This window comes from Kitasatospora sp. NPDC088160 (assembly GCF_044741445.1).
Taxonomy (GTDB): domain Bacteria; phylum Actinomycetota; class Actinomycetes; order Streptomycetales; family Streptomycetaceae; genus Kitasatospora.
Genome location: NZ_JBIUSS010000011.1, coordinates 193,798 through 214,951 on the forward strand (window position 1 = coordinate 193,798; position 21,154 = coordinate 214,951).

17 protein-coding genes are annotated in these 21,154 nt (G+C 73.4%); 10 read left to right on the top strand and 7 right to left on the bottom strand.

All coding sequences use genetic code 11. The features are described from left to right. Nucleotides 1-124: 124 nt before the first annotated feature. The 3 genes from ACIOGZ_RS19215 to ACIOGZ_RS19225 all read left to right on the top strand — a co-directional run bounded on the left by ACIOGZ_RS19215 (nt 125) and on the right by ACIOGZ_RS19225 (nt 3,428). Nucleotides 125-1,438, top strand: coding sequence for a DUF692 domain-containing protein (locus tag ACIOGZ_RS19215; protein WP_400986532.1), 1,314 nt, complete (start codon nt 125-127; stop codon nt 1,436-1,438). A gap of 40 nt (nt 1,439-1,478) precedes the next feature. After that, nucleotides 1,479-2,576: a TIGR04222 domain-containing membrane protein gene (locus ACIOGZ_RS19220; protein WP_400986534.1), complete on the top strand. Its 1,098-nt coding sequence runs from the start codon at nt 1,479-1,481 to the stop codon at nt 2,574-2,576. 69 nt (nt 2,577-2,645) lie between these two features. Further along, nucleotides 2,646-3,428, top strand: a complete 783-nt coding sequence (locus tag ACIOGZ_RS19225; protein WP_363580396.1) for a TIGR04222 domain-containing membrane protein — start codon at nt 2,646-2,648, stop codon at nt 3,426-3,428. Nucleotides 3,429-3,479: 51 nt separating this feature from the next. On the opposite strand, the gene hemQ is transcribed toward ACIOGZ_RS19225, so the two are convergent. From hemQ to ACIOGZ_RS19240, 3 genes are read right to left on the bottom strand one after another with little or no spacing between them, the layout of a single operon-like run. Then, a complete protein-coding gene (hemQ, locus tag ACIOGZ_RS19230) occupies nt 3,480-4,205 on the bottom strand; it encodes a hydrogen peroxide-dependent heme synthase (RefSeq protein ID WP_363580394.1) in 726 nt (241 codons plus the stop codon). Continuing rightward, nucleotides 4,202-5,635, bottom strand: a complete 1,434-nt coding sequence (gene hemG, locus ACIOGZ_RS19235; protein ID WP_400986536.1) for a protoporphyrinogen oxidase — start codon at nt 5,633-5,635, stop codon at nt 4,202-4,204. The genes hemQ and hemG overlap by 4 nt, the downstream gene beginning before the upstream one ends. Before the next feature lie 34 nt (nt 5,636-5,669). Beyond that, the gene (locus ACIOGZ_RS19240) at nt 5,670-6,242 is read right to left on the bottom strand and encodes a Uma2 family endonuclease (RefSeq protein WP_363618745.1); all 573 of its coding nucleotides are present in this window, start codon (nt 6,240-6,242) and stop codon (nt 5,670-5,672) included. 55 nt (nt 6,243-6,297) lie between these two features. On the opposite strand from ACIOGZ_RS19240, the gene ACIOGZ_RS19245 reads away from it, so the two are divergent. Further along, complete coding sequence (locus ACIOGZ_RS19245; RefSeq protein ID WP_400986538.1) at nt 6,298-6,750, top strand: DUF523 domain-containing protein; 453 nt, start codon at nt 6,298-6,300, stop codon at nt 6,748-6,750. A gap of 88 nt (nt 6,751-6,838) precedes the next feature. Further along, nucleotides 6,839-7,819 carry a DUF4349 domain-containing protein gene (locus tag ACIOGZ_RS19250; RefSeq protein WP_400986539.1) on the top strand — a complete coding sequence of 327 codons (981 nt, stop codon included), beginning with the start codon at nt 6,839-6,841 and terminating at the stop codon, nt 7,817-7,819. A 68-nt stretch (nt 7,820-7,887) separates the two neighbouring features. Here ACIOGZ_RS19250 and hemE read toward each other — a convergent pair whose 3' ends face one another. Then, on the bottom strand, nt 7,888-8,991 hold the full coding sequence (hemE, locus tag ACIOGZ_RS19255; RefSeq protein ID WP_063349474.1) for a uroporphyrinogen decarboxylase: 1,104 nt from the start codon (nt 8,989-8,991) through the stop codon (nt 7,888-7,890). Between the two features lie 146 nt (nt 8,992-9,137). On the opposite strand from hemE, the gene ACIOGZ_RS19260 reads away from it, so the two are divergent. From ACIOGZ_RS19260 to ACIOGZ_RS19280, 5 genes are all read left to right on the top strand, one after another. Then, a complete protein-coding gene (locus ACIOGZ_RS19260; protein WP_363368843.1) occupies nt 9,138-9,800 on the top strand; it encodes a DUF3000 domain-containing protein in 663 nt (220 codons plus the stop codon). Between the two features lie 320 nt (nt 9,801-10,120). After that, the gene (locus ACIOGZ_RS19265; protein ID WP_063349472.1) at nt 10,121-10,855 is read left to right on the top strand and encodes a response regulator transcription factor; all 735 of its coding nucleotides are present in this window, start codon (nt 10,121-10,123) and stop codon (nt 10,853-10,855) included. Nucleotides 10,856-11,018: 163 nt separating this feature from the next. Beyond that, nucleotides 11,019-12,263: an HRDC domain-containing protein gene (locus tag ACIOGZ_RS19270; RefSeq protein WP_363580384.1), complete on the top strand. Its 1,245-nt coding sequence runs from the start codon at nt 11,019-11,021 to the stop codon at nt 12,261-12,263. A 238-nt stretch (nt 12,264-12,501) separates the two neighbouring features. Next, a complete protein-coding gene (locus ACIOGZ_RS19275; RefSeq protein ID WP_363580382.1) occupies nt 12,502-13,746 on the top strand; it encodes an acetyl-CoA C-acyltransferase in 1,245 nt (414 codons plus the stop codon). Nucleotides 13,747-13,748: 2 nt separating this feature from the next. After that, a complete protein-coding gene (locus ACIOGZ_RS19280; RefSeq protein ID WP_363618750.1) occupies nt 13,749-15,878 on the top strand; it encodes a 3-hydroxyacyl-CoA dehydrogenase NAD-binding domain-containing protein in 2,130 nt (709 codons plus the stop codon). 75 nt (nt 15,879-15,953) lie between these two features. On the opposite strand, the gene ACIOGZ_RS19285 is transcribed toward ACIOGZ_RS19280, so the two are convergent. The 3 genes from ACIOGZ_RS19285 to ACIOGZ_RS19295 form a co-directional block, all read right to left on the bottom strand. After that, nucleotides 15,954-17,483: a glycosyltransferase family 39 protein gene (locus tag ACIOGZ_RS19285; RefSeq protein ID WP_363580378.1), complete on the bottom strand. Its 1,530-nt coding sequence runs from the start codon at nt 17,481-17,483 to the stop codon at nt 15,954-15,956. Between the two features lie 137 nt (nt 17,484-17,620). Continuing rightward, nucleotides 17,621-19,528 (bottom strand): 1-deoxy-D-xylulose-5-phosphate synthase, encoded by a 1,908-nt coding sequence (gene dxs / locus ACIOGZ_RS19290; protein WP_363580376.1) that lies wholly within the window; start codon nt 19,526-19,528, stop codon nt 17,621-17,623. 245 nt (nt 19,529-19,773) lie between these two features. Next, complete coding sequence (locus ACIOGZ_RS19295) at nt 19,774-20,952, bottom strand: ROK family transcriptional regulator (RefSeq protein WP_063349467.1); 1,179 nt, start codon at nt 20,950-20,952, stop codon at nt 19,774-19,776. Nucleotides 20,953-21,154: the final 202 nt, after the last annotated feature.

Below are 21,154 nucleotides of genomic sequence, written 5' to 3' on the forward strand. Positions count from 1 at the left end.
CCGGGCGGGGCTTGGCAGCCGTCCCACCCGGGGACATCCTCAGCACACGGCCGCGCGGTCCTGGCGACGAAGCCCGCACCACCCGGCGGCCTCCCCACCCGGCCCTCCGAAAGGGGGCGAACCGATGACCTCCCCTGCCCTGGACCTGCCCGGCTCCGCCACCCCGGCGCGGGACGGCGCGCCCCGCCTCGGCGTCGGCCTCGGCTGGCGCAGCGAGATCGACACCGTCGTCGAACGCCAACCCGGCCTGGACTGGGTCGAGGTGGTCGCCGAGAACATCTGCGCCGACCACCTGCCCGAGTCCCTGACCGTCCTGCGCGCCCGCGGCGTCACCGTCGTCCCGCACGGCGTGGCGCTCGGCCTCGGCGGCGCCGACCTGCCCGACCCCGCCCGGCTCGCCAAGCTCGCCGAGGCGGCACTCGCCCTCGACTCCCCGCTGGTCACCGAACACCTGGCGTTCGTCCGGGCCGGCGGCCTGGAGGCCGGCCACCTGCTGCCCGTCCCCCGCACCCGGGACTCGCTGCGGGTGATCGCCGAGAACGTCCGGATCGCCCAGGACCAGCTCCCGGTGCCGCTCGCCCTGGAGAACATCGCCGCCCAGCTGGCCTGGCCCGACGACGAGCTGACCGAGGGGCAGTTCCTCGCCGAACTGGTCGAGCGGACCGGCGTCCGGCTGCTGATCGACGTCGCCAACCTGCACACCAACCGGGTCAACCTCGGCATCGACCCGGCCGCCGAACTGGACCGCCTGCCGCTGGAGGCGCTCGCCTACGTCCACGTCGCCGGCGGCACCCTGGTCGACGGCGTCTGGCACGACACCCACGCCCACCCCGTCACCGAACCGGTGCTGGAGGTCCTGGCCGAACTCTGCGCACGGGTCGCACCACCCGGCGTCCTGCTGGAACGGGACGCCGACTTCCCGCCGCCCAGCGAGCTGGCCGGCGAACTGGACGCCGTCCGCCGGGTGCTGGAGGGGAGCACCCCGCGGACGGCCCCACCGGCCCCCCGCGCCGAGCCCCGGGGGACCGCGGCGGGCGCGTGCCCGAGCGGCACCCGCGCCCGGCTGGCGCGGCGCCAGGAGGACCTGCTCGCCGCCCTGGTGGCCGGCGGGCCCGTCCCGCCCGGCTTCGACCCGGACCAGGTCCGCGCCCAGTCCACCGGCCTGGCCACCAAACGGCGGGACACCGTCGCCAAGGTGGCCCCCGAACTGCCCCGCCTGCTCGGCCGGCCGTACGGGCCGCTGTTCCTCGACTACGCCCGCCGGCACCCGCAGACCGGCGGCTACCGCGCCGACGCCCGGGCCTTCGCCGCCTGGGCGCTCGCCGACGGCGGCCCGCTCGCCGCCGACCACCGCCGGTCCCTGGAGCAGTGGCTCCACCCGGCCGCCGAGCGGCCGCCCGGCGCGTTCGCCCGTCTGCGCCGAGCCCTGCGGCGCTGAGCACCCGCCTTCACCGCACACCTTCGGGGGGAACCCGCCCATGTGGCACAACACCTACTTCGTCATCCCCGCCGTCCTGCTGGTGGCGGCCTCGCTGTACGCGTCCCGGACCAAGCAGCGGGTCGGCCACGTCCCGCACGTCCAGGGCCTGCCGGGCCGCGGCCTGCCGCTGATGGACGCCGCCTTCCTGTCCGGCGGCCCCGGCCGGGTCTTCGACACCGCCCTGATCCGGATGCACCTCTCCGAGCGGGCCGTGATCAGCCGCGCCGGCCTGGTCACCCTCACCGGGCACAAGCCGTACGACGCCGTCGACCAGGCCGTCCTGGACGCCGTCGGCCGGGGAGGCAGCCGTGAACTCGCCCCGCTGCGCCGCGCCGTGATGCGCTCCGCCGCCGTGCAGGAGATCGGCGACCGGCTCGCCGACCGCGGCCTGATGCGCCACCCCGAGCGGCTGCGGCGGGCCCGCACCGCCCGGCGGCTGCTCTGGCTCGCGCTGCTCGGCGTCGCCGTCTCGACCGTCCTCTCCCACGTGCTGGACGAGGGCGGCGCCGGCTCCGACCGCCCCGCGCTGTGGATCCCGGTGGTGCTCCTGGTCTTCGGCGGGATCAGCCTGCTCGTCACCTGGCCGGCCAAGGGCCGGATCACCCCGGCCGGGCGGCGCCAGCTCTCCCTGATGAAGGTCGGCACGCCGTGGACGCCGAGCGCCGGCCTGTCGCCGAAGGCGACCGGCGGCGTGCTGCTGGGCGCCCTCGCGCTCGGCGGGCTGGCCGCCGCCGGGCTGGAGGACGACGAGCTGCGGTCCGCGATGCTGGCCGCGTCCGCCCAGGACGAGGTGATGAAGTCGGCCGCCGCGAGCTCCTACGCCGCCTCCTCCTCGACGGGCTCCTCCACCAGCTCTCCCCCCAGCTCGTGCAGCTCGTCCGGGTCCTCCTGCGGGGGCTCCACGGCCTGGTGCGGCTCCTCCCACTCCGGCTCCTCCGGCTGCGGGGGAAGCGGCAGCAGCTGCGGATCCTCGTCCTCCAGCTGCGGCTCCGGCTCCAGCAGTTGCGGCTCCTCCTCGTCGAGCTGCGGGTCGTCCTCCTCCAGTTGCGGGTCGTCCTCGTCGAGCTGCGGTGGTGGCGGCGGCTGCGGCTCCTGACGTCACAGTTCGGTATCGCGGTCCGGGAAGCCGTTCCCCGCGCCATCGGCCCAGGCATACAACAAGCCCATGTGGTTGCTGTTCCTGATACCGGCGTGCGTCGCGGCGGTCCTCTCGTGTCTCCGGCTCGTCCGGACGACCGCCACCGCCGACGCCCTGGCCGAGGCGGACGGCCTGCGCCCGCCCGAGGCCGTCGGGATCGGGCTGTACGAGACGGCCTACCTGGCCGGCGGCCCGGACCGGGTGGTCGAACTCGCCCTCGTCCTGATGGCCGGCCGGGGCCGGCTGCACCTGGCGCACACCGGCTGGACCACGGTGGTCGACCCCCGGGGCCGCAGCCGCCTGGAGCGCGCGGTCATCGTCACCGTCGGCCCCGACGGCCAGTGCCGCACCGACGGGCTGCGCCGGGCGATGGCCGAGCACCCGACCGTCCTGGAGATCGGCGCCCGGCTCTCGCTGGCCGGCCTGGCCACCCCGGCCCTGGTCCAGCGCAGCACCGTCCTGGTGGTCCGGCAGGTGCGGCACGCACTGCTGCTGACGCTCCTCCTGCTGGCCGCCGCGCTGACCCTCACCGGCTTCACCGGCGGTGACACCGTCGCCCCGCTCGCCTGGTTCTCGCTGCCGCTGGTGCTCACCTCGGGCACCCTGCTGATGGCCCGGGTCGACGTCTACCCCTACACCCGCTGGGCGTCCCCGGTCGGCCAGGAGGTGCTGCGCGAGGTCCGCCCGGCCCGCCAGCACGGCCTCGCGGACGACGAGGAGCGCGAACTGCTCACCGCCGTCGCCATGAACGGCCCCGCCGTCCTCCCCGACCCCCGCCTGCGCGCCGCCCTCCGCCCCCACCGGACGTGACACGCAAACGGGGCCCGCCGAAGCGGACCCCGTTCACCGATCCCGCGGAACTCAGGCCAGGCCGTTGAGCAGCTCGCTGACCGGCTTGCGGCGGCCGGTGAAGAACGGCACCTCCTCGCGGACGTGCAGCCGGGCCCGGGAGGGGCGCAGGTCGCGCATCAGGTCGACGATGCGGTGCAGCTCGTCCGCCTCGAAGGCGAGCAGCCACTCGTAGTCGCCGAGCGCGAACGAGGCCACCGTGTTGGCCCGCACGTCCGGGTAGCCGCGGGCCATCTGGCCGTGCTCGGCGAGCATCGCGCGCCGCTCGGCGTCCGGCAGCAGGTACCACTCGTAGGAGCGGACGAACGGGTACACGCAGACGTAGTCGCGCGCGCGCTCGTCGGCGAGGAACGCCGGGATGTGCGACTTGTTGAACTCGGCGGGGCGGTGCAGCGCCATGTTGGACCAGACCGGCTCCAGCTGACGGCCCAGACCGGTGCGGCGGAAGCGGTTGTACGCCTCCTGCAGGTCGTCCGAGTCCTCGGCGTGCCACCAGACCATGAGGTCGGCGTCCGCGCGCAGACCGGACACGTCGTACGTGCCGCGCACCGTCACGTCCTTCGCGGCCAGCTGGGCGAACAGCTCGTCCACCTCGGCGGCCAGCGCCGTCCGGTCCTCGGGCAGCGTGCCCTTGAGCTTGAACACCGACCACATGGTGTAGCGGATGACCTGGTTCAGGTCGCGCGCCTTCTTCTTCTCGGGCTGCTGCTCCGGCTGCCGCTCAACGGTCTCAGTCATGCGCCCATTGTCCTCTCCGTGGAACCTTCCCCGGTTGCCGGGGTCAACAGTTTGTCGAGGGCGGCCACCGCGGCGGCCGCCGAGCCGATGCAGGCCGGAATGCCGACCCCGTCGTACGCGGCGCCGCACAGCGCCAGTCCCCCCACCCCGGCCGCCGCCGCCCGGACCCGGGCCACCCGGTCCAGGTGGCCCACCGGGTACTGCGGCAGGCCCGCCCGGAAGCGCGAGACGGCGGTGTCGTACGGCCGGGCGGTCAGGCCGATCGCCTCCCGGAGGTCCGCCAGCGACCGTGCCACCAGTTCCTCGTCCGGCAGCTCCAGTGCCTCCTCCTCGCGGTAGCGGCCCAGCGAGGTGCGCAGCAGGAACGCGTCCGGGGCGGAACGCCCCAGCCAGCCCCACTTGTTGGAGGAGAAGGTCGACGCCTTGATCCGCCGCCCGTCCACCGGCGGCACCAGGAACCCGCTGCCGGCCGGCAGCTCCGCCAGGTCGGCCCGGCGGAACGCCAGGGTCACCAGCGCCATGCCCGCGTACTCGACGGCGTCCAGCTCGGCGGCCGCCGCCGACGCGTCCGCGCGCAGCAGCCGGGCCGCGGCCGGCGCCGGGACGGCCAGCACCACGGCGTCCGCGTGCAGCACCTCGCCGTCGCCGGTCACCACCCGCCAGCCCCCGGGGGTGCGGTGCAGCCCGTCCACCGGCGCACCGGTGCGCAGGTCCACGCCCGCCTTCCGGCAGGCGGTGGCGACGGCCTCCGGCAGGGTGCCGAGCCCGCCGCGCAGGCCCTGGAACACCGGGGTGCCGACCACCTTCGGCCGCGAGGCCAGCTCGTACACCCCGTCGACCAGCGAGCCGCCGCCCCGCGCGATCGCCAGCAGCTGCGGCACGGCGGCGCGCAGCGAGATCTCCTCGGCCCGCCCGGCGTAGACGCCGCCCAGCAGCGGCTCGACCAGCCGGTCCACCACCTCCTGGCCCAGCCGGTCGGCGACGTAGCGGCCGATCGCCACGTCGTCCCCGACCTCGGTGGCGCCCTCGTGCCGGGCCCGCTCCAGCCCCTCGGCGGTGAGCACTCCGGAGGCCGCCAGCGCGTCCAGATCGCCCGGGACGCCCATCACCTGCCCGCCCGGCAGCGGGCGCAGTGCGCCCCGCGTCCAGATCGAGGCCTTCGCGGTGGTCGGCGGCTCCAACTCCTCGCCCAGCCCGACCGCCCGTGCCAGCTCCACCGCCTCCGGCCGCCGCGCGAGCATCGACTCGGCCCCCAGGTCCACCCGGACCCCGCCGACCTCGCCGCCCCGCAGCTTCCCGCCGACCCGCTCAGACGCCTCCAGCAGCGTCACCCGCGCCCGCACCGGCCCCCCGGCGGCCCCGCTCAGAAAGGCGGCCGCAGCCAGCCCCGCGATCCCACCACCGACGACGACGACCTGTGCATCCGACATGCCTCGCAGTCTCGCAGGTCTTTACACCGGGCCCTCAATCCGCCAGCGCGTTCAGGTCGATCATGATCGGGAACGGCACCGGGCGCTCCAACGACTCCCGGAAGATCCCGGCGGGCACGTACGCCGAGGTCGCCTGGTCCAGCTCGTAGACGTGTACGGCTGGCCGACCGCCCTCTTCCTCCTCGACGATCCAGTAGTGCGGGATCCCTGCCTCGGCATACTTGCGGACCTTGACGAAACGGTCACGGTCTACGGACTCAGGCGAGACGACCTCGATGACGAGCAGGACTTCATCAGGAGTGAACTGCGTGCGCTTTCTCTCGAAATTGGCCTTGACGACGAGAACGTCCGGCTCGGGACGGTTCCGCCTGTCGAGCTTGATCGACATCTCCCGCCCGACCCTGGCCCCTTCCGGGACCTGGGGAATCAGCGCCATCTTCAGGTTGTCGACAACTTCACCGTGCCACCAGCGCTGCGGAGACATCACGAAGACCAGTGCCCCATCGATCAGTTCGGTGTGGCGCGGCGCCTGCGGCAGGTGGTCGAGGTCATCGGCAAACCAGCCCTCGTCTCTGGGCGCGTACATCCAGTCCGGCAGCTCGCTCATGCTCCCAAGATAGCGAGTTCCGAGGCCCTGCGAGCCGCTGCCTAGGCTGTGTGCTATGGAACCGATCGTGGTGAGTGCGTGTCTGGCCGGGGTGCCGTGCCGGTACGACGGGCGGGCGAAGACCTCGCCGGACGTGGTGGGGCTGGTCGAGGCGGGGCGGGCGGTGGTGGTGTGCCCGGAGGGGGCCGGCGGGCTGCCGACCCCGCGCCCTGCGGCGGAGATCGTCGGCGGGGACGGGGCGGACGTGCTGGACGGGCGGGCCCGGGTGGTGGACGCGACGGGCGCGGACTGTACGGCGGAGTTCGTGGCCGGGGCCCGGGCGGCGCTGGCGGCGGCCGACGCCGCGGGGGCGCGGCGGGCGGTGCTGATGGCGCGCAGCCCGTCCTGCGGCTGCGGGCGGGTGTACGACGGGACGTTCACCGGGGAGCTGCGCCCCGGGGACGGGGTGACGGCGGCGCTGCTGCGGCGGGCGGGCATCGAGGTTGTCCGGTCCGCTGCCGAGCTGTGATCGAGTCGCGACCTTCCGGCGGGGTCCGCTCGGGGCGTTCCTTCGTCCAATGGGCAGATCTCACAGCGGACTTGGGGAGGGCTTCGGAATGGGGAGACGGGCAGGGGCGGGGGCGCTGGCGGTAGCGACCGCGGGCGTGCTGCTGGTCGGGGCGTGCAGCGCCGGCGGTGCGGGCCGGGCGGGGGAGGCGGCGAAGGCGGACGCCGTCGCCCCGGCGGCACCGGCGGCACCGGCGGCACCGGCGGCCGCGCCGAGCGTCGCCGGGACGGCTCCGGCGGCGGGGGCGAGTGCCCAGCCGGTCGCGGACAACCGGCTGATCGCGTACACCGCGCAGTTGACGCTGCGGACCGGGGACGTCGCCCAGGTGCTGGCGAAGGCCCGGGAGTTGACGGCGGCCGCGGGTGGCTACGTCGGCGCCGAGTCGGTCTCCGGCGCGGTGGAGGGCGGGCCGGGGAGCACGGCGGGGGGCGAGGCGGGCGGCCAGCTGACGCTGAGGATCCCCTCCGCCGCCTACCAGCAGACGCTGGACCAGCTGGCCGCGCTGGGCCAGGTGGTGTCCCGCAGGAGCCAGGCGGACGATCTGACCCAGCAGGTCGCGGACGTGGCGAGCCGGGTGCAGACCCAGCAGGCGAGCGTGGAGCGGGTGCGGGCGCTGATGGGGCAGGCGAAGTCGCTGAGCGAGGTGACCACGCTGGAGGCCGAGTTGAGCCGCCGGGAGGCCGACCTGGAGTCGCTCCAGAAGCAGCAGAAGGAGCTGGCCGGCAAGACCTCGCTCTCGACCGTCACGCTGGACGTGCGCCGTGCGGCCGCCTCGCCGACGCCCACCCCGGCACCGCCCAAGGGCGGCGGCGAGGGCTTCGGGGCGTCGGTCGGCTCCGCGCTGGGCGGCGGCTGGCACGTGCTGGTGGCGATCGTGCGCGCCCTGGCGGTGGGGCTCGCGGCGGTGGCGCCGTTCCTGCTGGTGCTGGGCGTCCCGGCGGCGCTGGTGTACCGGCTGCGGCGCCGACGCCGCCCGGCGGCCGCGCTGCCCCCGGAGTCCGGACCGCGGGAAGGGCCCGCGGAGGACTGAGCGACGACTGAGCGAGGACTGAAACACGGCGTGCCCCCTCCCGGTCGGGAGGGGGCACGCCGCCGGGGTCAGCGGGCGCTGGCCTCGTGGACGAAGGCGACGAGGCGGGAGAGGGCGTCCGGGTCCATGGACGGCAGGACGCCGTGGCCGAGGTTGAAGATGTGGCCGCTGGTGCCGAGGGCCTGGGCGGCGTGCAGCACCTCGCGGGCCTTGGTCTCGACGACCTTGGTGGGGGCGAACAGCACGGCCGGGTCGAGGTTGCCCTGGAGGCCCTTGCCGGGGCCGACGCGCTCGGCCGCGACGTTCAGCGGCACCCGCCAGTCGACGCCGACGATGTCCGCGCCGGCCTGGCCCATCAGGCCGAGGAGTTCGCCGGTGCCGACGCCGAAGTGGATCCGCGGCACGCCGTAGGAGGCGACGGCGTCGAAGACCTTGGTGCTGGACGGCATGACCGAGCGGCGGTAGTCGTCGGGGGCGAGCGAGCCGACCCAGGAGTCGAAGAGCTGGACGGCCGAGGCGCCGGCCTCGATCTGCACCTTCAGGAAGGTGGAGGTGATGTCGGCGAGCCGGTCGACCAGGGCGGCCCACAGCTCGGGCTGGCCGTACATCATGGCCTTGGTGTGCTCGTGGTTCTTGGACGGGCCGCCCTCGACCAGGTAGCTGGCCAGCGTGTAGGGGGCGCCGGCGAAGCCGATCAGCGGGGTCTCGCCGAGTTCGTCCACCAGCAGGCCGACGGCCTCGGTGATGTAGGGGACGTCGTCGGGCTCCAGCGGGCGCAGCCGCTTGAGGTCCTCGGCGGTGCGGATCGGGTCCGCGATGACCGGGCCGACGTTGGGCTTGATCTCGACGTCGATGCCGACGGCCTTGAGCGGCACCACGATGTCGCTGAAGAAGATCGCCGCGTCCACCTTGTGCCGGCGGACCGGCTGGAGGGTGATCTCCTTGACCAGCTCGGGCCGCATGCAGGACTCCAGCATGGGGATGCCCTCGCGGACCTTCAGGTACTCGGGCAGCGAGCGGCCGGCCTGGCGCATGAACCACACCGGGGTGTGCGGCACGGGCTCGTGCCGGCAGGCGCGCAGGAACGCGGAGTCGTGCGCGGCGCCGCGGCGCGCGGGGGTGGGCCTGCCATCGGGGGTGGCCGCCGTGGTGTCTGCCGTAGTCTCGCTCACGGTCCAAATCTTCGCATGCGCCTCGGGGCGCTCTTCCCGGCCGGTCTCGTCGGTTCCTCCAAGATCTGGCCGGGTTTGCCGTTCCGGCACGCCGCTCGGACGGAAGTTGCGGCCTTAACCGCGGTTTTCGACCTAGTCTTCGGGTCATGGCAGCGGTCGGCGGGCACCCCGCGCAGGGTGGCGGAGCAGGTGGCGGAACAGGTCGGGAGGGGGCTCCGAGCGAGTTCCGGGCCGCCGTGGAGGCCCTCGACGGAGCACGTCTGCGGCCCGAGATCCAGCTCTCCCCCGCGCCGGCCCCGCGCCGGCTGGCCCCGTACGCGTTCGCGGTGACCGCCTCGGTGGAGGTGGACGGCGAGGAGCTGGCGGACGGCCGGCTGGTGCTGCTGTACGACCCGGCCGGGCAGGAGGCCTGGAACGGGGAGTTCCGGGTGGTGACGATGACCCGGGCGGAGCTGGAGCCGGAGATGGCCGGCGACCCGATGCTCTCGGAGGTCGGCTGGGCCTGGCTGCTGGACTCGCTGCAGGCGCACGGGGCCGGGTACGCGGAGCCGTCCGGCACGGTGAGCCACTGCGCCTCGCAGTACTTCGGCGGGCTGGCGGACCGCCCGTCCTCGACCGAGATCGAGATCCGGGCCTCCTGGACGCCGGCCGACGGCCGGTTCGAGCGGCACCTGGCGGCCTGGGGGGACCTGCTGTGCATCAGCGCCGGCCTGCCGCCGGCCGCGCCGGCCCCGCAGGCGCCGGCCGATGTGCCGTCACTCGGTGGGGTGGTCCCGATGCCCGCGCGGCGGCGTCCTCGTTCGCACTGAGGAGTGGCGCACCGGGCCGGGCGGTCCCGACCGCCCCGATGCCACCCCCAGGGCTGACGGAGTGTGACTTCGAACCCGCTCTGGGTCAATTAACCGGTTGAAACCGACCGATCAGCACCAGATCTGATCGATTTTGTGCGAATTCAGGACGGGTCGTATCACTCATATGCGCGATTTGTCCGTATTGTTACTCACTAGATCGTGATCTTTCGCTAAAGCCGGGCACGGTAGCTGCCGAAGCAGACTGTGACCCTTTCCGAACGCGGAACACTCCGACCGCCCCCTCGGGGTTCCGTCCGCCACTCCCCGCAGGAGGCCTGGTGTCGGTCCTTCTTGAGCACCCCGCAAACGTGGTCGCCTACCGGCCGACCAAGCCCACCGCCATGGTGGTCATCGCCGATCCCCGTGTCCGAAACACCGTCACCCGCCACCTGTGGGCGCTCGGCGTCCGGGACGTGATCGAGGTGTCCTCGATCGCCGAGGCCCGCCCCCGGGTCTCCACTCCGCGCGACATCTGCGTCGCCGACGTACACCTGCCGGACGGCTCCGGCCTGACCATCCTGGCCGAGACCCGCGCCGCGGGCTGGCCCAACGGCCTGGCCCTGTCCGCCGCCGACGACATCGGCGCCGTCCGCAGCGCGCTGGCCGGCGGCGTCAAGGGATACGTCGTCACGGGCACCCGCACCAACGTGGCGATGCCCGGCCGCCCGGGTCTGCCGCTCGGCGCCGCCGGGCTGGCCGGGCGGATGCGCCGCCCCGGCATGCCGGGCATGCCGGGCGCCGTGGGTGCGCCGGGCGCCCACGGAACCCACGGAGCCCCCGGTGCGCCCGGTGCGCCGGGCACACAGCAGTCCGCCTACCGCGAGCTGTCGGGCCGTGAGGTCGAGGTGCTGCGGCTGGTCGCCGAAGGACAGTCGAACAAGGCGATCGGGGTGGCGATGGGCCTGTCCGCGCTCACCGTCAAGAGCCACCTCGCCCGGATCGCCCGCAAGCTGGGCACCGGCGACCGCGCCGGGATGGTCGCGGTCGCGCTGCGCACCGGCATCATCCACTGAGTCCTCGGACGGACCCGCCACGGCGGTCGAGGAGGAACGTTTCCTCCTCGGCCGCCGTAGCCGTGCCCCTCGGCCACCGCCCGGGCCCCGTGGCATAGTCACGGACCCGGTCTGACCAGTCCGACAACACTCCCGGCCGCGAGGACCGTCGTACCCTTGGTGGGTGACCGACGCCGTAGCAGCCATCCCAGAAGAAGCAGCCCCGGTCCCGCTCCTCGAACCGAAGGAGGGGATCCCGCCCGTCGTGGCGGACGAGCAGGCGCTGGCCGCCACCGTCGCCGCCTTCGCCGGGGGCACCGGACCGGTCGCCGTCGACGCCGAGCGGGCCTCCGGCTACCGCTACGGGCAGCGCGCGTACCTCATTCAGCTGCGCCGTGCGGGCGCCGGCAGTGCGCTGATCGACCCGATCGCCTGCCCCGACCTCAGCGGCCTGGGCGACGCCCTCGCCGACACCGAATGGGTGGTGCACGCGGCCACCCAGGACCTGCCCTGCCTGGCCGAGGTCGGCATGAGACCCCGGCAGCTGTTCGACACCGAGCTGGCCGGGCGGATCGCCGGCTTCGCCCGGGTCGGCCTCGGGCCGATGACCGAGAGCGTGCTCGGGCTGAGCCTGGCCAAGGAGCACTCCGCGGTCGACTGGTCCACCCGCCCGCTGCCCGAGCCGTGGCTGCGCTACGCCGCTCTGGACGTCGAGGTGCTGGTCGAGCTGCGCGACGCACTCGAACAGGAGCTGGACGCCCAGGGCAAGCTCGGCTGGGCCCTGGAGGAGTTCGCGGCGATCGCCGCCGCACCGCGCCCGGCTCCGCGCACCGACCCGTGGCGCCGCACCTCGCAGCTGCACAAGGTCCGCCGGCGCCGCCAGCTGGCCGTGGTGCGCGAGCTGTGGCTGGCCCGGGACCGGCTGGCGCAGGAGCGCGACGTCTCGCCGGGCCGGGTGCTCTCGGACGCCGCGATCGTCAACGCCGCACTGGCCATGCCGCTGAACATCGCCGCGCTGCAGGGCGTCCAGGGCTTCGGGCCGCGGGTGCACCGGCGCCAGCTGGAGCAGTGGCTGGCGGCCGTCCAGCGGGGCCGGGAGGTCCCGGAGAACCAGCTGCCGCCGGCCTCCGCGCCGCACGACGGGCCGCCGCCGCCGCGGGCCTGGGCCGAGAAGGACCCGGTGGCCGCCGCCCGGCTGTCCGGGGCGCGCGCCGCGGTCGCGGACCTCGCCGAGCGGCACAACCTGCCGGCCGAGAACCTGATCACCCCGGACCTGGTGCGCCGGGTCTCCTGGGAGCCGCCGGCCGATCCGGCCGCCGCGGGCGTGGCCGCCGCGCTGCGCCGGCTCGGCGCCCGGCAGTGGCAGGTCGACCTGGTGGCGCCGGTGGTGGCCGCCGCGTTCGCCGAGGCCGCGGCCGCCCAGGACTGACCTGGAGCGCGTCCGGAGGGGGTGCCGTCCTCGTGACGACACCCCCTTCGGCGTATTCGGGGTCCGTCTTTCGAACTCCGCCGGTCGGACGTGTCGCGGGACACACGGGGTGAACCCTCCGTGAGGCCTGGGCAGGTTGGTTACCGACCGGTAGCATGACGGTGAAGCGGCGCCGCTCGGGTCTTCACCGGCGGCAGCCTGCCCACCTCAAATGTTGGTCCCTGGGAGGAGAGCCCCCGTGCCTCGTACCGTGAGGGACGTCGTCTTCGTCGATGGCGTCCGCACCCCGTTCGGCAAGGCCGGCCCGAAGGGCATCTACCACGAGACGCGCGCCGACGACCTGGTCGTCAAGTGCATCCGGGAGCTCGTGCGCCGTAACCCGAACCTGCCCGTCGAGCGCATCGACGAGGTCGCCATCGCGGCCACCACGCAGATCGGCGACCAGGGTCTGACCATCGGGCGCACCGCCGCCCTGCTGTCCGGCCTACCCAAGTCCGTCCCCGGCTACTCGATCGACCGCATGTGCGCCGGTGCGCTCACGGCCGTGACCGCCACCGCCGGCGGCATCGCCTTCGGCGCGTACGACGTGGTCGTGGCCGGCGGCGTCGAGCACATGGGCCGCCACCCGATGGGCGAGGGCGTCGACCCGAACCCGCGCTTCGTCTCCGAGAAGCTGGTCGACGAGTCCGCCCTGTTCATGGGCATGACGGCGGAGAACCTGCACGACCGGTTCCCGCACCTGACCAAGGAGCGCTGCGACGCCTACGCCGTGCGCTCGCAGGAGAAGGCCGCCAAGGCGTACGCCAACGGCGACATCCAGCCCGACCTGGTACCGATCTCGATCCGCAACACCAACCCCGAGGTCGGCGAGACCGGCTGGGGCCTGGCCACCGTGGACGAGCCGATGCGCCCGGGCACCACGATGGAGAGCCTGGCCGGTCTGAAGACCCCCTTCCGCCCGCACGGCAACATCACCGCGGGCAACTCGGCCGGCCTCAACGACGGCGCCACCGCCTCGCTGCTGGCCGCCGAGGACGTCGCCGAGGAGCTCGGCCTCCCGGTCAAGATGCGCCTGGTCTCCTACGCCTTCGCGGGCGTGGAGCCCGAGGTCATGGGCATCGGCCCGGTGCCGGCCACCGAGAAGGCGCTGGCCAAGGCCGGTCTGACCATCGACGACATCCAGGCCTTCGAGGTCAACGAGGCCTTCGCCGTCCAGGTGCTGTCCTTCCTCGACCACTACGGCATCGCGGACGACGACGAGCGGGTCAACCCGTACGGCGGCGCGATCGCCTTCGGCCACCCGCTGGCCTCCTCCGGCGTGCGCCTGATGAACCAGCTGGCCCGCCGCTTCGAGCAGCGCCCGGACGTCCGCTACGGCCTCACCACGATGTGCATCGGCTTCGGCATGGGCGGGACCGTCATCTGGGAGAACCCGCACTGGAGCGGAGCGGAAAAGTCGTCCGAGCTCGAGGGTGGTAAGTGAACATGACGAGCACCACTGAGCTGCTGCAGCACGGCGCCGAGCTGTTCCCCGGCGAGGTCGTCACGACCGCGCACGTGCGCCACCTGGACCTGCCGCTGCAGGCCGGCAAGCTGGCCCTGATCACCCTGGACAACGGCTTCGACCACACCAAGCCGACCACCTTCGGCCCGGGCTCGCTGCTGAAGCTGTCCACCGCGCTGGACCAGGTCGAGGCCGAGGCCGCCGAGGGCAAGGTCGTCGCCGTCGCCGTCACCGGCAAGCCGTTCATCTTCGCGGTCGGCGCCGACCTCAAGGGCGTCGAGCTGCTCAAGGAGCACGCGGACGCGCTGGCCATCGGCAAGGGCGGCCACGAGGTCTTCAAGCGGATCGCCGCGCTGCCCGTCCCCTCCTTCGCCTTCTACAACGGCGCGGCGATGGGCGGCGGCGTCGAGGTCGGCCTGCACGCCACCTACCGCACGGTCAGCGCGGGCGTCCCGGCGTTCTCGCTGCCGGAGGTCTTCCTGGGCCTCGTCCCCGGCTGGGGCGGCTGCACCCTGCTGCCGAACCTGATCGGCCCCTCGAAGGCGATCAAGGTCATCATCGAGAACTCGATGAACCAGAACAAGCAGCTCAAGGGCAAGGACGTGTTCGAGCTGGGGATCGCCGACGCGATCTTCGAGCCGGCCGACTTCCTGGAGCAGTCGCTGCTGTGGGCCGCCAAGGTCCTCAAGGGCGACGTCGTCGTCGAGCGCGAGGAGATCGACCGCGGCAAGGCCTGGGACGACGCCGTCGCCTGGGGCCGCCTGGTCGCCGACGCCAAGGTGCACGGCGCCGCGCCGGCCGCCTACAAGGCGCTGGACATCATCCAGCAGGTCAAGGACTCCGACCTCCAGGCCGGCTTCGACGCCGAGGACGCGGCCCTGGCCGACCTCATCATGAGCGGCGAGCTGCGCAGCGGCATCTACGCCTTCAACCTGGTGCAGCGCCGGGCGAAGCGCCCGGTCGGCGCGCCGGACAAGTCGCTGGCCCGCCCGGTCAGCAAGGTCGGCGTCGTCGGCGCCGGTCTGATGGCCTCGCAGCTGGCGCTGCTGTTCGCCCGCCGTCTGGAGGTGCCGGTGGTCCTCACCGACATCGACCAGGAGCGCGTCGACAAGGGCGTCGGCTACGTCCACGCCGAGATCGACAAGCTGCTCGGCAAGGGCCGGATCGGCCAGGACAAGGCCAACCGTCTCAAGGGCCTGGTCAGCGGCTCGCTCGACAAGGCCGCCGCCTTCGGCGACGCGGACTTCGTGATCGAGGCCGTGTTCGAGGAGATGGGCGTCAAGCAGACCGTCTTCGCGGACCTGGAGAACGTGGTCTCGCCGACCTGCGTGCTGGCGACCAACACCTCCTCGCTGTCGGTCACCGAGATGGCCTCGAAGCTGAAGCACCCCGAGCGGGTCGTCGGCTTCCACTTCTTCAACCCGGTCGCGATCCTGCCGCTGCTGGAGATCGTCCGCGGCGAGCAGACCGACGACGCCTCGCTGGCCACCGCCTTCGGCGTCTCGAAGAAGCTGAAGAAGACCTCGGTGCTGGTCAAGGACGCCCCGGCGTTCGTGGTGAACCGGATCCTGACCCGCTTCATGGGCGAGATCCAGACCATCATCGACGAGGGCACCCCGATCGCCACCGTCGAGAAGGGCGTCGAGCCGCTCGGCCTGCCGATGTCCCCGATCGTGCTGCTGGAGCTGGTCGGCCCGGCCATCGCGCTGCACGTCTCGGAGACCCTGCACGGCGCGTTCCCGGAGCGGTTCGCCGTCTCCGAGAACCTCGGCAAGGTGGTCAAGGCCGGCAAGCGCGGCTTCTACACCTGGGTGGACGGCAAGCAGGTCCTCGACCCCGAGGTGCTGGAGCTGCTGACCTTCGGCGACACCGTGCTGACCGAGGAGCAGGTCCTGGACCGCGCCCTGGAGGCCGTGGCCCAGGAGATCGGCCTGATGCTGGAGGAGGGTGTCGTCGCCGAGGCGCAGGACATCGACCTCTGCATGATCACCGGCGCCGGCTGGCCCTTCCACCTGGGCGGGATCACCCCGTACCTGGACCGTGAGGGCGTCTCGGAGCGGGTGAACGGCAAGCGCTTCCTCGCCCCCGGCGTGGCTTCGGTGCCCGCGTAACGCGTAGCGCCCCCGCACATGCCGGAGCCCCGGTGACCTGGACGGTCACCGGGGCTCCGGCATGTGCGGGGGCGGTCAGCTCTTCTTGAGGCGGTAGACCACGGTGTCGGCGAAGACGCCGACCATCTCGTAGTGGGTGTCCAGCAGGTTCTCGATCCGCGGGACCAGCACCGGCTGGTACGGGGCGATGCCGGAGTCGTCCACCACGACCTCGGGCAGGTTGTCGGCGAGCTCCTTGTCGAAGGTCTGCCAGGCGTTGCTGACGCTGAACTGCTCGCCCACGTTGGCGTTGCCGTCCTTGCCGCCGCTGTAGTTGGTCAGGAAGCCGGCGGTCAGGTAGCGGGTGGCGGGCTTGCGGTCGGCCAACCAGTACAGCTCGGGGTGCATGCCCCAGACCAGGACGGTGTCCTTGGGGGTGGTCTGGGCGGCGACCGCGGTGGCGACCTCGGTGGTGCGGTCGAGCCGCTCCCCCGGCCAGGCCAGGGCCAGCGCCCAGAAGACCGTCGAGGCGACCGTGGTGTACACCAGGACGGGCTTCCAGCGGACCGCCGAGGTGGCCACCGCCCCGGTGCCCAGCAGCACCAGCGGGGGGATCAGCTGTAGGTAGTAGTGGCCGAAGAAGTGGAAGCCCACGCTGACCGCGACGACCGAGGAGGCCAGCCAGACCCACAGGTCGCCGGTGGAGCCGTGCTCCTCCCCGGCGACGGGCAGCGGACGGTGGCGGTGCTTGAGCCAGAGCCGGCGCCCGACCGGGAGCAGGAAGCCCAGCCCGGCCGCGACCAGGATGGCCGAGTTGCCGAGCGCGCGGCCGATCATCTGGAGCCAGGCGCCGCCGAAGGAGGCATAGTCCCCGCTGCCGGTGACCACCCAGAACAGGAAGCCCTTGGGCTTGGTCAGGATGACCGCGACCAGCGCTATCGGCAGGATGAAGCCGAAGCCGATCTTGAACAGGGCGGGCGGCCAGCGCACCCCGCGCCGGCGGGCGTCCTGGAACAGCATCCAGAGCACGGGCAGCAGCACCGCGCCGCCGGTCTGCTTGGTCAGCGAGCAGAGCGCCACCGCGATGCCCGCGGCCAGCCAGCGGCGGCGCTCGGCGTACCGGAACGCGGCCACCATGGCGGGCAGCATGAAGACCTCGAAGGTCGCCGCCTGGGTGTCCTCCGGGGAGAGCCCGATGGAGACCAGCAGGTAGAGCAGCCCCGCACCGGCCCCGGCCCGGTTGCCCCAGCGGCCGCGGGCGATGGACGCCAGCAGGATCGCGGTGACCAGGTGGGCGCCCACCGCCAGGGTGCGCAGCGGCCACAGCGAGGCGGAGCCGAAGATCGTGAAGCAGGCCTGGTAGAGCCAGGGGAGCAACGGCGGCTTGCGGTCCACCACGGTGTCGTACAGCACTCCGCCGTCGGCCAGCATCCGGGCCTGGGTGGCCAGGAACCCCTCGTCGGGGCTCCAGACGGGCCGGGCGAAGGACGGGATGTGGGTGAGCAGTGCGACCAGCGCGAGCACCGGCACCAGCCTCGTCCAGTACCCGGTCTGCACATGGGTACGGACGCGCTCGGGCAGGCGCTCGGCCATTCCGGCGAAGCGGAAGCGGGTGGGGGTGGGCACGGATGACAACCTACCGGGCGGGATCGGCGCGGGCGGCGCCGGTCCCGCCTTTCGGTGCGATTGTCAGCTTGTTTCGTGACGAACTGTTACGGAGTTACGACGAACGGTCGTCGGTGGAACGCGTTCCGGGCCCGTTCTCAGGCCTCGACCCGAGCCGCGTCCAGGCCGGCGACCAGGGCCGTCACCTTTCGGGCGATGTCCGGGGCGTTCAGGCCGATCTCGGCCAGGATCTCGTTCCGGCTCGCGTGGTCCAGGAACTCCTGCGGAATCCCGAAGTCGCGCACCGGCAGATCCACGTCCGCGTCGCGCAGCGCCTGCGCCACCGCGGCGCCGACACCGCCCACCCGGCCGTTGTCCTCGATCGTGACGACCACCCGGTGCTCGGCCGCCAGGCCCGGCAGGGCGGCGTCCACCGGCTTGACCCAGCGCGGGTCCACCACGGTGGCGGTGATGCCCTGGGCGGCCAGCAGGTCCGCGACCTCCAGGCTGGTGGCGGCCATCGCGCCGACCGAGACGACCAGCACGTCCGCGCGGTGCGTGCCGCCCGGCTCCTCGGCGGCGCGCAGCACGTCCATGCCGCCGATCCGGCCGACCGCCGGGACGGCCGGGCCGACGGTGCCCTTGGAGTAGCGGACCACGGTCGGGGCGTCCTTGACCTCGACGGCCTCGCGCAGCTGGGCGCGGACCTGGTCGGCGTCGCGCGGGGCGGCCAGCCGCAGGGTCGGGACGATCTGCAGCATCGACATGTCCCACATGCCGTTGTGCGAGGCGCCGTCGTCGCCGGTGACGCCGGCCCGGTCGAGCACGAAGGTGACGCCCAGCCTGTGCAGGGCGACGTCCATCAGGACCTGGTCGAAGGCCCGGTTCAGGAAGGTCGCGTAGACCGCGAAGACCGGGTGCAGCCCGTTGGTGGCCAGGCCGGCGGCGCTGGTGACGGCGTGCTGCTCGGCGATGCCGACGTCGAAGATGCGGTCCGGGAAGGCCTCGGCGAAGGGCGCGAGGCCGACCGGGTGGAGCATGGCGGCGGTGATGCCGACGATGTCGTCCCGCTCGTGGCCGAGCGCGACCATCTCCTCGGCGAAGACCGAGGTCCAGCTCCGGCCGCCGGCGTTCTTGATCGGCAGGCCGGTCTCCGGGTGGATCTTGCCGACCGCGTGGAAGCGGTCCTCGTCGTTGTTCTCCGCGGCGTGGTAGCCGCGGCCCTTCTCGGTGAGGCAGTGCACGATCACCGGGCCGCCGAAGCCGCGCGCCTTGGTCAGCGCGGACTCCAGGGCGGTCAGGTCGTGGCCGTCGATCGGGCCGATGTACTTGAGGCCGAGGTCCTCGAACATGCCCTGCGGGGCGATGAAGTCCTTGAGGCCCTTCTTGGCGCCGTGCAGCGTCTCGAACAGCTGCTGGCCGACCACCGGGGTGCGCTGCAGCGCGTCCTTGCCCCAGGAGAGGAAGCGCTCGTAGCCCTGGGTGGTGCGCAGGGTGGCGAGGTGGTTGGCCAGGCCGCCGATGGTCGGCGAGTAGGAGCGCTCGTTGTCGTTGACGACGATGACCAGCGGGCGGTCCTTGGCGTCGGCGATGTTGTTGAGCGCCTCCCAGGCCATGCCGCCGGTGAGCGCGCCGTCGCCGATGACCGCGACGACCGGGTCCGGCTTGCCGAGGATCTTGTTGGCCTTGGCCAGGCCGTCGGCGTAGGAGAGCACGGTGGAGGCGTGCGAGTTCTCGATCACGTCGTGCTCGGACTCGGCGCGGGACGGGTAGCCGGACAGGCCGCCCTTCATCCGCAGCATCGAGAAGTCCTGGCGGCCGGTGAGCAGCTTGTGGACGTAGCTCTGGTGGCCGGTGTCGAAGAGGATGCGGTCGCGCGGCGAGTCGAAGACCCGGTGCAGCGCGATGGTGAGCTCCACCACGCCGAGGTTGGGGCCGAGGTGGCCGCCCGTCTTGGCGACCTCGGTCACCAGGAAGGTCCGGATCTCCTGGGCCAGTGCGGCCAGCTGTCCCGGCGTGAGCCGGTCGAGATCACGCGGTCCCCGAATGCGGGTCAGCAGGGCCACCCGTTCCTCCTCGTTCAGTGTTCGCGGACCGCGGGCGGTCCGACGGGCGTCGCTGCCCGGTCTGGCGGCGGGCCGGCGGTCGCGGCCGGTGCCGACCGGTCGAGTCTAATGTCCGCTTGCCGGACACCGAGCGGCGCGCCCGGTGCCACCGACCCGTTACCGCCATTCCCGGAGGTCGGCCCGGGGGTCGCGCGTCACCCTGGATTGACGAATGGACGTTCGGGAACGATCCGGGCCGCAGCGGCTCAGCCCCGCCCCAGCGCCCCGGACTCCCCCATCTCGCTCATCACCAGGGCCAGCGCGCCGAGCACCTCGGCCCGGCCGCCCAGCGTGCCGGGGACCACCGAGAGCTGGCGGGCGGCGCTCGGGATGGCGTAGCGGGCCACCGAGTCGCGGATCGGGGAGAGCACCAGCTCACCGGCCTCGGCGAGGTCGCCGCCGAGGATCACCCGGCGCGGGTTGAGCAGGTTGCACAGGGTGGCGACGCCGGTGCCGATCTGCCGGCCGGCGTCGGCGATCACCCGGCGGCAGCCGAGGTCACCCTGATGGGCCAGCTCGACCACCCGGGGCAGGGTGAGGTCCGGGCCGAGGGTCGGGGTCAGCAGGGAGAGCAGGTAGCGGGAGCCCACGAAGGTCTCCAGGCAGCCGCGGTTGCCGCAGCGGCAGACCGGCCCGGCCTCGTCCAGGGTGATGTGCCCGATCTCACCGGCGGTGCCGCCCGGCCCACGGTAGATCTGGCCATTGACCACCAGTCCGGCGCCGACCCCGCTGGCGACCTTGATGTACGCGAGGTCGCTCAGCCCCCGCCCGGCCCCCCAGACCAGTTCGCCGAGCGCGCCCAGGTTGGCGTCGTTGTCCACGTGCACCGGCATGCCGAGCCGTTCGGCCAGCTCCCGGCCCGGGGCGATGCCCGTCCAGCCGGGCAGGATCGCGGTGGAGCCCAGCGCACCGGTCTCCACGTCGATCGGGCCGGGCACGCCGAGGCCGACGCCGATCACCTTCTCCGGGCGGAACCCGGCCTGCCGGAGCAGCCGTTCCACCATCGCCTCGGCCCGGTCGAAGCCCTGCGCGGCGGAGACGTCCACGTCGATCGGGGCGCTCTCCTCGGCGAGCACCCGGTGCGCGAGGTTGCCGACCGCGACCCGCAGGTGGGTGTGGCCGAAGTCGATGCCCACCACGATGCCCGCGTCCCCGCTGAGCGAGACGCTGCGCGCCCGCCGGCCGCCGGAGGAGGTGTCGGCGACCACGACGGTGCCGCTCTCCTTCAACTCCCGCACGATGTTGGAGACGGTGGCCGCGGACAGACCGGTGCCGCGGGCGATCTCGGCCTGGGTCAGCGAGCCGGCCGTCCGCACCGCGCGCAGCACCCGCTCCAGGTTCGCCCGGTGCAAGGACGACTGCGAGCCCGGTGTGTCCGTCGACATGATCCACCCTCCCAGGGCGGGGACCCCTCCGCCGGGACGTCCCCTTCAACTCCTGAAGGGTAGGGCCTGTGCCGCGGATCGGCGCTGATCGGGCCGGGACGGGGCGACGGGGACCGGCGGCGGGCCCGGGAGCGGCGGGGGAAAGTGGCGGGGGGAGGTGGCGGGGGAGCGGACGGAAACGGGCCGACGGAGTCCTGGGTTC